The organism is Segatella copri (genome assembly GCF_024330485.1).
In the GTDB taxonomy this organism is placed as follows: Bacteria; Bacteroidota; Bacteroidia; order Bacteroidales; family Bacteroidaceae; genus Prevotella; species Prevotella copri_L.
Map to the genome: position 1 here is coordinate 499,789 of NZ_JANDWX010000001.1, position 11,860 is coordinate 511,648.

General features: G+C 45.4%; 8 protein-coding genes. All 8 read left to right on the forward strand.

Annotated elements, in window-relative coordinates; all coding sequences use genetic code 11:
• Window positions 1–6: 6 nt before the first annotated feature.
• The 8 genes from NNC77_RS01995 (at window position 7) to NNC77_RS02030 (ending at window position 11,838) form a co-directional block, all read left to right on the forward strand.
• The gene (locus NNC77_RS01995; protein WP_254969749.1) at window positions 7–2,478 is read left to right on the forward strand and encodes a hypothetical protein; all 2,472 of its coding nucleotides are present in this window, start codon (window positions 7–9) and stop codon (window positions 2,476–2,478) included.
• 2 nt (window positions 2,479–2,480) lie between these two features.
• Window positions 2,481–3,980: a replicative DNA helicase gene (gene dnaB / locus NNC77_RS02000; RefSeq protein WP_117693067.1), complete on the forward strand. Its 1,500-nt coding sequence runs from the start codon at window positions 2,481–2,483 to the stop codon at window positions 3,978–3,980.
• A gap of 455 nt (window positions 3,981–4,435) precedes the next feature.
• Window positions 4,436–5,938, forward strand: a complete 1,503-nt coding sequence (locus NNC77_RS02005; protein ID WP_254969748.1) for a 2-isopropylmalate synthase — start codon at window positions 4,436–4,438, stop codon at window positions 5,936–5,938.
• Window positions 5,939–5,961: 23 nt separating this feature from the next.
• Window positions 5,962–7,356 (forward strand): 3-isopropylmalate dehydratase large subunit, encoded by a 1,395-nt coding sequence (gene leuC / locus NNC77_RS02010; protein WP_118141592.1) that lies wholly within the window; start codon window positions 5,962–5,964, stop codon window positions 7,354–7,356.
• 33 nt (window positions 7,357–7,389) lie between these two features.
• Complete coding sequence (leuD, locus tag NNC77_RS02015; protein WP_006846819.1) at window positions 7,390–7,980, forward strand: 3-isopropylmalate dehydratase small subunit; 591 nt, start codon at window positions 7,390–7,392, stop codon at window positions 7,978–7,980.
• A 2-nt stretch (window positions 7,981–7,982) separates the two neighbouring features.
• Window positions 7,983–9,581: an alpha-isopropylmalate synthase regulatory domain-containing protein gene (locus NNC77_RS02020; protein WP_254969747.1), complete on the forward strand. Its 1,599-nt coding sequence runs from the start codon at window positions 7,983–7,985 to the stop codon at window positions 9,579–9,581.
• 240 nt (window positions 9,582–9,821) lie between these two features.
• Window positions 9,822–10,883, forward strand: coding sequence for a 3-isopropylmalate dehydrogenase (gene leuB, locus NNC77_RS02025; protein WP_117693074.1), 1,062 nt, complete (start codon window positions 9,822–9,824; stop codon window positions 10,881–10,883).
• 241 nt (window positions 10,884–11,124) lie between these two features.
• Entirely contained in the window at window positions 11,125–11,838 is a 714-nt protein-coding gene (locus NNC77_RS02030) for a tetratricopeptide repeat protein (protein ID WP_254969746.1), read from the forward strand.
• The last annotated feature ends 22 nt before the right edge of the window (window positions 11,839–11,860 follow it).

Sequence of the window (11,860 nt, forward strand, 5' to 3'; positions counted from 1 at the left end):
CGGCTTATGAAAAAAGAAGATTTTAGCTGGACAAAGTTTTCGCATGAAAATGTCACTACTATATCCAGAATTGAGGCTATTCGCAAGATAATTGACCAGGAAGTGGGGCTCGAATCGTGTCAGCCTGGAATTGCTGAAATTGAAAAAAGATATGATGATTTGTATCATGATTATATAGACGGCAAACTTAAACACCGAGAACTTTATAATCTTGCTCAAACTTTAGATCTTGATACTGATATGTTCTTTGGTAAAGTGCGTCACGAATGGATTTTGGCTAATGAGTCTACATTTGTTGCACTTCGCAAAAGAGCTCAGAATCTGACAAGTTTTGATGAGGTACAGGAAACCTTTGAGAAATTTGCTACAGATGAAGCTATGCTAAATTTGAGGGTAGACTTGTCTGAAGAACAGATAGACGAGGAAAGGCAAAAGATACAGGAGCAGCTGAATGCCTATCGCAATATGGTGTTCTCTTATATTTTGACAACTGAAGAATGGAATGATGATTTTGTCAAGAATATTCTTGATATCATCGCTTCCGATTTGGTAGATCCATACACCATCAATATGATAGTTTCGGCTGTTTCATTGTCATGCTCTGTATTCTTTGATGCCCCTAGACTTGCAGTCTTGATGCGCTTAATCAAGTCTGACGACAGTACTTGCAGTGTTCGCCAGCGAGCTTTGGTGGGTTTCGTTTTCTGTGCAATAACCAATTCGGGTGAAAAACAGAAATATTGGGATTCTGCTGCTGGCTTGATCATGGATGATGAATTTTTGGCTGCCTGTGTTGATCTCCAACGCCAGATGCGTCTATGTCTTACAAGTAAAAAGGATAGCAAGGAGATGATGCATTCCGTGGTGAAGACCATGTTCACTTCTTTTACTCAGGATTTGGCCGAAAAGATAGACCAAACGGGTGAATTGGGACTTAATTGCTTCTCAGCAGATGGGGAGAATCCTGATGATGCCCTTAAGGGAGCCTTCGACTATATGTTGAATTCTGAAGATATAGGAGTTGATGTCTATTATCATCAGTTTGCCAACCAGAAGAGCTTCGGTCATTTCCATTCACTCTATAATTGGTTTGTTCCTTTCTATGTCCGTAATTCTACGCTCAAGAATGTTCGGGCTACGATGAAACAGCATCGCAATTTCATCAACAATCTCTTGAGAGGCGCCTCTATGTGTGATACCGATCTGTATAGCATCATTCTTTCATTGAATAATACATCTAAGGAATTTATTGAATCATTGGATGTTACCCCGGAAAATATGGTGTCTGGTCCTGTTTTTTATGACGAAGAAGATGAGGTGGAAAAAGAGCAGAATACCGAAGAGCCAGTAGAGGATGAGACTGATTCTACAGAAGCAAAGGATTCTGAAAATGTCACACTGCTTGATTCGGTAATGGAACATGAAGAGAATCTCTCTGAAGAGGAAAAGAAGAAACGTGCAATCAGGGTTCGTCATCGCTATGTGCAGGACCTCTACCGATTCTATACTCTCTCTCCAATGAGGAAGGCATTTGATAATCCTTTCGAAGTGCAGAAGGAAATTCCTTTCTTTACTACGGGACTGTTTGCAAAACCGGAATATGACAAGTATCGCCTGTCGCTGGCCCGTTTCTCTGCTAAAAGAGGTGACTATGCCTTTGTTAGCAAGATTTTGCGTAATCTGGAAAAATATACCGACGAAGAGCATATGATGCTTGCATTGGCATACAAATCGGAGGAAAAATATGATGAAGCGCTTGAACATCTCTATGTGATTAAGAATACAAGCCCAACTTATAAGGCTGCTACGGAGTTGAAATTAGAAATAGAAGAAGAGATAAAAGACCCGGCGGCTTTAATAACATTGAATTGCTTGATTAAAGAAGAATCAGATGAGAGTAAGCAGTTTAAGCTCAAGCTGAAAAAGACCGATCTCTTATTGAAACTCCATCATTATAAAGAGGCTTTGGAATGGGCTTTCCAGATGGATGAACAGTATCCTAAGGAAGAACAGGTTGAATGCAGACTGGCTTTCTCTTTGCTCTTTTCTGAATCGGAAGGCGATAAAAACATTGACCATGCAATGGCATTAATAGAACCTTATCTGCAAAATAGTGATGATAATGAAATCAGGGATATATTGAATTCTGACATGACAGATATGGATAAGGATGAAAAGGAACGCATGTTCATGAAAATGTTATCTGCGATGGTGAGCAAAGTTTCCAAGCCACAAGACCACAGATGGGAGTCTATGAAATTTTTCTATTATGGACTCTGCGTTCTCGTGAAAAAGGGAGGAACTGCAGCTATCAGATTTTTGAATGAAGCATCTGGTCATGCAGCTTTTTCCCCTAAGGAAGATATAGATGCACTCGGCCTGCTCGAGATGGGAGATTGGCTCGATAATCGTGGTATTGCGCCTATAGAATTGGAATTTATAACAAAAAAAGTTTTCGAGGAAAGGAAAAAACAATAAAGATGGCGGAGAATAATAAAAATAAGAATAAGGTACAGATAGATCCAACCTACGCCCATTTGCAGCCGCAGGCTGTGAATGTGGAACAGGCGGTACTGGGTGCCTTGATGATAGATTCTGATGCCTTTTCGGTGGTGTCGGAGTTGCTCAAGCCGGATACTTTTTATGACCCGCGTCATAAGAGAATATATCAGGCTATCCAGGTGATGAACATGGAGGAACGGCCTGTGGATATCATGACTCTTGCCGATCAGTTAGCCAAGACTGGCGAACTGGATAAGGTGGGAGGAGCACAATATCTCATGGATATTTCTGCAGGCATGGCTTCGGCTGCCCATGTAGAGTCGCATGCCCGTATCCTGGCGCAGAAATATATGCAGCGTCAGCTGATTCATTATGCCGGCGACATCGAGACGATGGCGTATGAAGAAGGTGTGGATGTGGATGAACTGATGCAGAAAGCTGAAGGTGAACTCTTCCAGCTTTCGCAGAACAATATGAAGCAGGATTATACACAGATTGATCCGGTTGTTAAGGAGGCCGTTGCCATTTTGCAGCGTGCCGCTCAGAACTCGGGTGGTCTTACCGGTATTCCTACGGGTTATCGTGGGTTGGATGATATAACATCAGGTTGGCAACCGTCCGACCTTGTGATTATCGCCGGTCGTCCTGCCATGGGTAAGACTTCCTTTGCATTGAGTATTGCCAAGAATGTGGCGGTAGATTATGATGTGCCTATCGGATTCTTCTCTCTGGAAATGAATAACGTTCAGTTGGTGAACCGACTCATCTCGAATGTTTGCGAGATTTCGGGTAAAAAAATACTGAACGGACAATTGGAACAGCCAGAATGGGAACGGTTGGATAAAAAACTGAGAAAACTGACAGGTGCACCTATTTATATTGATGATACGCCTGGTCTTTCTGTTTTTGAACTCCGTACCAAGGCGCGCCGACTGGTAAGGGAAAAGGGTGTTAAACTGTTGATGATCGACTATCTCCAGCTGATGAATGCCAATGGTATGAAGTTTGGTAGCCGTCAGGAGGAGGTATCTACCATCTCCCGTTCGCTCAAAGGTATTGCCAAAGAGCTGAATATTCCTGTGCTTGCTCTTTCGCAGCTCTCCCGTAATGTAGAGAACCGTGAGGGCTTGGAAGGAAAGCGACCTCAGTTGAGTGACCTCCGTGAATCCGGTGCCATTGAACAGGATGCCGATATGGTGCTTTTCGTTCACCGCCCGGAATATTATCACATCTATCAGGATGAAAAGGGTAATGACCTTCATGGTATGGCACAGATTATCATTGCCAAGCACCGTAAGGGCTCTGTTGGAGATGTTCTCCTGAACTTCCGTGGAGAATTTACCCGATTCCAGGATCCGCAGGATGCTGCAGCAGCACCTGTCGAAGAAGGTGGTGAGATTGTAGGCTCTAGGATGAATGGCGGAGGGCAGGATGGTAGTCCGCTACCACCGCCGCCTGCAGAGAATCTGCCTTTCTAAGGTTAGAGTTTGTCAATTTTTCACTCACAAACTGGCTTTTTCTCCAAATTCTTGCACAGAATTAACGTTTTTGGGTGAAAAAACCATAAGATTATAGGAATTTGTTATCATTTCTATTAAAAAAGTTATAAATTGTTTGCTAGTATCAAATAAAAGTGTTATCTTTGCATGCGAATTTAAGAATATAACATAATAAGATAGATATGAGAACAACATTGTTGAACATTACAAGCATTATTATTCGACTTCGACTGCAGTTTGTGGGCGGAAGTGATAAGGTGTGCGTATAGTTCATCGCATAAGATATTAAAAGCCTTTCTACACTTCCGTCTATGGAGTGGGGGAAGGCTTTTTACTTTATCTGATGCTTCTGCACGGATTGCTATATAAACGTAGTGCGTTCTGAATGTGTAGCTCTTATATATAATAAGGTGTAAATTTAAAATTTTAAAGATATGAGTGACAGATTATACATTTTCGACACGACCCTCCGCGATGGCGAACAGGTTCCGGGATGTCAGTTGAACACAGTTGAGAAGATTCAGGTGGCAAAGCAACTGGAGCAGTTGGGCGTGGATGTAATTGAGGCTGGATTTCCAATATCAAGTCCGGGCGACTTCAATTCAGTGGTAGAAATCTCTAAGGCTGTAACCTGGCCTACTATTTGTGCACTTACCCGTGCCGTAGAAAAAGATATTGATTGTGCTGCTGAGGCTTTGCAGTATGCCAAGCATAAGAGAATCCATACCGGTATCGGTACCAGCGACAGTCATATCAAGTATAAGTTCAATTCTACCCGCGAGGAAATCATCGAACGTGCTGTAGCTGCTGTCAAGTATGCTAAAAAGTATGTTGAGGACGTAGAGTTCTATGCTGAGGATGCAGGCCGTACTGATAATGAGTATCTGGCTCGTGTCGTAGAGGCTGTTGTCAAGGCGGGTGCTACTGTAGTGAACATTCCTGATACTACAGGTTATTGTCTGCCTGATGAATATGGTGACAAAATCAAGTATCTCATGGAGCATGTTGATGGCATTGACAAGGCACGCCTTTCTACCCACTGTCATAACGACCTCGGTATGGCTACTGCCAATACCCTGCAGGGTGTTTTGAATGGTGCACGCCAGGTTGAGGTTACCATCAATGGTATCGGTGAGCGTGCAGGTAATACTTCGCTCGAAGAGATTGCCATGATTCTGAAGTGTCACAAGCATATCGATATTGATACCAACATCAATACCACCAAGATTATTCCTACCTCACGCATGGTGAGCAGCCTGATGAATATGCCTGTTCAGCCTAACAAGGCTATCGTGGGTCGCAATGCATTTGCTCATTCTTCCGGTATCCATCAGGATGGTGTCTTGAAGAATGTTCAGACTTACGAAATCATTGATCCTAAGGAAGTGGGATTGGATGACAATGCTATCGTTCTGACAGCCCGTTCTGGTCGTGCTGCATTGAAGTACCGTCTCCATGTCAATGGTGTAGAGATTAATGATGAGGAGAAGCTCGACAAGATTTACAAGAAGTTCCTCCAACTGGCTGATAAGAAGAAGGAAGTTACCGATGAGGATGTTTTGATGCTTGCCGGTGCTGATTCTGCTGATAAGCATGGTGTTCAGCTCGACTGGTTGCAGGTTACTACAGGTAAGGGCGTGAAGAGCGTGGCAAGTATCGGTCTTGATATTGCAGGTCAGAAGTTTGAGGCTGCATCATCTGGTAACGGTCCGGTAGATGCTGCTATCAATGCACTCAAGAAGATCATTACCAAGGAGATGAACCTCAAGGAGTTCACCATCCAGGCTATCGACAAGGGCTCTGATGATGTGGGCAAGGTTCACATGCAGGTGGAATACGATGGTCATGTATATTATGGCTTCGGTGCAGATACCGACATCGTTACGGCTTCTGTTGAGGCTTACATTGATTGTATTAACAAGTTTAAGATTAGATAAACATATATATAACAAGAGATATTATGAATACATTATTCGACAAGATTTGGGACAAGCACGTTGTCCAGATTGTTCCGGACGGTCCTACACAGCTTTACATCGACCGTCTCTACTGTCACGAAGTAACATCACCTCAGGCATTCGCTGGTATGCGAGCACGCGGACTCAAGATGTTCCGTCCAGACCAGATTTTCTGTATGCCTGACCATAATACTCCAACCCACGATCAGGACAAACCTATCGAGGATCCTATCTCAAAGAAACAGGTAGATACCTTGGCAAAGAACACCGCTGATTTCGGTGTAACCCACTTTGCCATGAACACCAAGGACAATGGTATCATCCACGTGGTTGGTCCCGAGAAGGGTCTTTCTCTTCCTGGTATGACCATCGTTTGTGGTGATTCTCATACTTCTACCCATGGTGCTATGGGTGCCGTAGCCTTCGGTATCGGTACTTCTGAGGTTGAGATGGTGATGGCTTCACAGTGTATTCTCCAGAGCAAGCCAAAGTCTATGCGTATCAGCATCAACGGCAAGCTCAGCAAGGGCGTTACTGCCAAGGACGTTGCTCTCTATCTGATGAGCCAGCTCACTACATCCGGTGCTACCGGTTACTTCGTTGAGTACAGTGGCGATGTAGTGAAGGATATGTCTATGGAAGGTCGTCTTACCCTCTGTAACCTCTCTATCGAGATGGGTGCCCGTGGTGGTTTTGTAGCTCCTGATGAGACAACATTCGAGTACATCAAGGGTCGTGAATATGCACCTAAGGGTGAAGAGTGGGACAAGGCTGTGGCTTACTGGAAGACTTTGAAGAGTGGCGATGATGCTGTCTTCGACAAAGAGTTGACTTTCGAGGCAAAGGATATCGAACCACGTATCACCTATGGTACCAACCCAGGTATGGGTATCGGCATTACCGAGAATATCCCAACTCTCGATGAGATTCCTGAGGAAGAGCAGGCTGGTTTCAAGAAGAGCCTCAACTACATGGGCTTCCAGCCAGGCGAGAAACTCGAGGGTCATCCTATCGATTATGTATTCTTGGGCGCATGTACCAATGGTCGTATTGAAGACTTCCGTGCTTTCGCTTCTCTTGTTAAAGGAAAGAAGAAGGCAGATGGCGTAACTGCTTGGCTTGTACCAGGTTCATGGTTGGTTGATAAACAAATACGTGAAGAGGGAATTGATAAGATTGTTGAGGCTGCCGGCTTCGAAATCCGTCAGCCTGGATGCTCTGCCTGCCTGGCAATGAACGATGATAAGATTCCTGCAGGCAAGTACTCTGTAAGTACATCCAACCGTAACTTCGAGGGTCGTCAGGGACCAGGTTCCCGCACCATCCTTGCCAGTCCATACGTAGCAGCTGCTGCCGCTATTACAGGTAAGATTACCGACCCAAGAGAGTTTATGTAATGTTAAGTGTTCAATGTTAAATGTTAAATTGAAATGAAACAGAAATTCAATGTAATTACATCAAGCTGCATTCCTCTTCCTTTGGAGAATGTAGATACAGACCAGATCATCCCAGCCCGTTTCCTCAAGGCCATCGATAAAGAGGGCATGGGCGACAACCTCTTCCGCGACTGGCGTTACAATGCCGACGGAACTCCAAAGCCTGACTTCGTGATGAACGACCCATCTTACAGTGGCGTCATCCTCGTAGCTGGCAAGAACTTCGGTTCAGGTTCTTCCCGTGAGCACGCTGCCTGGGCTATCGCAGGTGCAGGCTTCCGTGTTGTCATCAGCTCTTTCTTTGCTGATATCCACAAGAACAACGAGTTGAACAACCTCGTATTGCCAGTAGTAGTAAGCGAGGAATTCCTGAAGGAACTCTTCGAGAGCATCGACAAGGATCACAAGACAGAGGTGAAGGTAGATCTTCCTAACCAGACCGTGACCAATCTTGCTACTGGCAAGAGCGAGCACTTCGAAATCAACGGCTACAAGAAACACTGTTTGGAGAATGGTTTGGACGATGTAGACTTCCTCGTTCAGAACCGCGACAAGGTTGAGGCTTGGGAAGCTAAAAACAAGTAATTATGAACGTTAACGCAAAGAGAGATAATTCCCGTATCAAGGAGATTGAGATCATGGACTGCACGCTGCGCGACGGCGAGCAGACCAATGGTGTCAGTTTCCTTCCTCACGAGAAGTTGATGATAGCAAGAATGCTGTTGCACGACATCAATGTTGATCGCATTGAGGTGGCTTCAGCGCGTGTGTCAGAAGGCGAAAAGGATGCTGTCGCTCGCATTTGCCGTTATGCCAAGACCATTGGTAAGCTGGATTCCGTTGAGGTATTGGGATTCGTGGATAACAACAAGAGTGTGGATTGGATTGCTGAATGCGGCGGTCATGTCATCAACCTCTTGGCTAAGGGTAGCTACAAGCACTGCACCCAGCAACTCAAGATGTCGCCTGAGGAGCATCTCGCTCATATCAAGCAGACCATCGACTATGCTTTGAGCAAGGGATTCACCGTGAATCTCTACTTGGAGGACTGGTCGAGCGGTATGCGTGACAGTCGTGACTATCTCTTCATGATGATGGATGAGTTGGTAAAACTGCCTATCAAGCGCTTCCTTCTTCCTGATACGTTGGGTATTCTGAACCCATTGCAGTGTGTGGAGTACATGCGCCAGATGGTTCGCCGTTATCCGAACTCTCACTTCGACTTCCATGCCCATAACGACTACGATTTGGCTGTGAGCAATTCGCTGGCAGCCGTGTTGAGCGGTGCCAAGGGTCTCCATGTCACCGTGAATGGTTTGGGCGAGCGCTGCGGCAATGCGCCATTGGCGAGCGTACAGGTGATTCTGAAGGATATGTTCGGGGCAAAGACCAATATCAAGGAAGACCGCCTGAACGATATTTCCCGATTGGTTGAAGGATACAGCGGCATCGCCGTGGCTCCGAATACACCGGTGGTTGGAGACAATGTCTTCACCCAGGTGGCTGGCGTACATGCCGATGGTGACAACAAGGACAAGCTTTATTGCAACGACCTGGTACCTGAACGTTTCGGCCGACATCGTGAGTATGCGTTAGGTAAGAACTCTGGCAAGGCGAATATCGTGCAGAACCTCAATGAACTGGGATTGGAACTTACGCCTGAGCAGACCAAGGCTGTGACCAAGCGAATCACCGAACTCGGCGACCGCAAGGAGTTGGTAACCCAGGACGACCTGCCATACATCGTGAGCGATGTATTGAAGCATGGAGCTCCAGAGGATAAGGTGAAACTGGTAAGTTACATGGTATCAACCTCATACGGTTTGAAGCCTATCGCCAGCGTGAAGGTAGAAATAGAGGGTAAGGAGTATGAAGACCGTAGCTCTGGTGATGGTCAGTATGATGCTTTCGTGAAAGCCCTCCGCAATATCTACAAGGTGAAGCTCGGCAAAACCTTCCCTAAGCTCGACAACTATCAGGTAACCATCCCACCTGGTGGTCGTACCGATGCCCTCGTTCAGACCGTCATTACCTGGCGTGAAGGAGAACGTATCTGGCGCACTCGAGGCTTGGATGCTGACCAGACAGAAGCAGCTATCAAGGCAACGCTGAAAATGATTAATATGTACGAGGCAGATAAGAGCGACGAACAGGCTGTTTCGCCTCGAAATCTTGATATGGAATAATATCTCCGAAGATTACGAAATTATCTCCGAAGATTATGAAAATATCTCCGAAGGTTATGAAAATATCTCCGAAGGTTACGGAAATATCTCCGAAGGTTTCTATTCAGCAGCACGCCCTGAAGGGGCAGAAGCTCCTAGCCCAGGGTAACACCCTGGGTATAAGATAGCATTTAGCAATGCGCCCTGTAAGGGCAAAAGCTTTAATCATTCAAAAAATAAACAATTAAAAAATCAAATAAGATGAAATTAAACATTGCAGTTCTCGCCGGTGATGGTATCGGACCAGAGATTATGAAGCAGGGCGTAGCAGTTATGCAGGCCATTGCAGAGAAGTTCAACCACGAGTTTACTTACAACGAGGCTATCTGCGGCGCTCACGCTATCGATGAGGTAGGTGACCCATTCCCAGAGGAGACCTTCAAGACTTGTATGGATGCTGATGCTGTACTCTTCGCAGCCGTTGGTGACCCACGTTTCGACAACAACCCTACAGCCAAGGTTCGTCCTGAGCAGGGCTTGCTCGCTATGCGTAAGAAGTTGGGTCTCTTCGCCAATGTTCGCCCAGTAGCCACATTCGATTGCCTGCTCCACAAGTCACCATTGAAGGATGAACTCCTGAAGGGTGCTGACTTCGTAGTTATCCGCGAGTTGACTGGTGGTATGTACTTCGGTGAGAAGTATCAGGATAACGATAAGGCATACGATACAGATATCTATACCCGTCCTGAGATTGAGCGCATCCTGAAGGTAGCTTTCGAGTTTGCCATGAAGCGCAACAAGCACTTGACAGTAGTAGATAAGGCAAACGTATTGGCATCTTCTCGTCTCTGGCGTCAGATTGCCAAGGAGATGGAGCCACAGTATCCTGAGGTAAACACCGATTATATGTTCATCGACAACGCTTCTATGCGCGTATTGACTGAGCCTACATTCTTCGATGTTATCGTTACAGAGAATACCTTCGGTGATATCCTGACCGATGAGACTTCTTGCATTACCGGTTCTATGGGCTTGCAGCCATCCAGCTCTCTCGGTGAGCACACACCATTGTTCGAGCCTGTTCATGGTTCATGGCCACAGGCAGCTGGCAAGAACCTGGCTAACCCAGTAGCTCAGATTCTTTCTGCAGCTATGTTGTTGGAGCACTTCGGTTTGAACGAAGAGGGTGCCTTGATCCGCAAGGCAGTAGATGCTTCTCTCGATGCCAATGTCCGCACACCTGAAATTCAGGTAGAGGGTGGTGCTCACTATGGCACAACTGAGGTTGGCGCATGGATCGTTAACTGGATTAAGAATGCTTAATCTGTAAATGGATTTTTCGGCGCTTGATGATAAAAGAGGGTGTGTCATAAGTTTAAACAATGGCAGCCGAAGACGGGCTAAGAGCTTCTGCCCTTTCAGGGCGTATGGGAAGTGGCTTATGACACACCTTCTTTTCTTGTTGATTGTCCTGTCTTTCTGAAATTTAGTTCTTTTTGTAAACTCAAATAAGTTTTATAGTTTTTTATTTGGCAGTTTGCAAAAGTCTTCTTAACTTTGCACCATGAAAAGTTTTTATACATTATTATTGGCATCGATGGTTTCTTTGTCTGTATCTGCGCAGAACGTAGATGCCGACAAGGCACGTGCTGCTCAGAATAAAGCCTTGCGCGATTCACTCTCCAAGGCTACAGAAGTGCTTGCATATCATCCCGACAGCATCGATCTGCGACTGAAAAAGGCTGCTTGGAATATCCAGTTGGAGCAGTGGCAATATGCCAAGGATGATCTTGATAAGGTACTCTTTCTGAACAATACCAGTATTGCCGGTTTGTTCTATCGTGCCTTTGTCAATGAGAAGTTGCTCCGTTATAACTTTGCACGTCTCGATTATCAGAATCTTCTGGTACTTGTTCCTGGCAATTTTCAGGCGCAACTCGGTCTGGCTTTGCTCAATGAGAAAGATAAGCATTATACCGAGGCATACGACGGCATCAATAGCCTGATAGAGCAATACCCTGACAGTGCGATGGCTTATGCTGCAAGAGGTGGCATGGAGAAGGAGAGGGGTATGCTTGAACTGGCAGAGTTTGATTACGCCAAGGCGATGGAGTTGGATGCCGGTAATGAGGATTTTGCTTTCAATCATGTAGACATCCTGATTCTGCTTGGAAGAAAGGACGAAGCCTATCGTGATTTGAAGAAACTGCTCGATGCCGGTTGTCAGCCAGGCAGATTGCAAGGTTTCTATGCAAGGTTGAAAAAGAAGAAAAAGTAGTATTTAAGAGTTATAAGAAAAG

What these genes read in the sequence shown, in the direction of transcription:
- NNC77_RS01995 (WP_254969749.1), top strand. Translation starts at nt 7, where the DNA reads ATGAAAAAAGAAGATTTTAGCTGGACAAAGTTTTCGCATGAAAATGTC.
- dnaB (WP_117693067.1), top strand. Translation starts at nt 2,481, where the DNA reads ATGGCGGAGAATAATAAAAATAAGAATAAGGTACAGATAGATCCAACC.
- NNC77_RS02005 (WP_254969748.1), top strand. Translation starts at nt 4,436, where the DNA reads ATGAGTGACAGATTATACATTTTCGACACGACCCTCCGCGATGGCGAA.
- leuC (WP_118141592.1), top strand. Translation starts at nt 5,962, where the DNA reads ATGAATACATTATTCGACAAGATTTGGGACAAGCACGTTGTCCAGATT.
- leuD (WP_006846819.1), top strand. Translation starts at nt 7,390, where the DNA reads ATGAAACAGAAATTCAATGTAATTACATCAAGCTGCATTCCTCTTCCT.
- NNC77_RS02020 (WP_254969747.1), top strand. Translation starts at nt 7,983, where the DNA reads ATGAACGTTAACGCAAAGAGAGATAATTCCCGTATCAAGGAGATTGAG.
- leuB (WP_117693074.1), top strand. Translation starts at nt 9,822, where the DNA reads ATGAAATTAAACATTGCAGTTCTCGCCGGTGATGGTATCGGACCAGAG.
- NNC77_RS02030 (WP_254969746.1), top strand. Translation starts at nt 11,125, where the DNA reads ATGAAAAGTTTTTATACATTATTATTGGCATCGATGGTTTCTTTGTCT.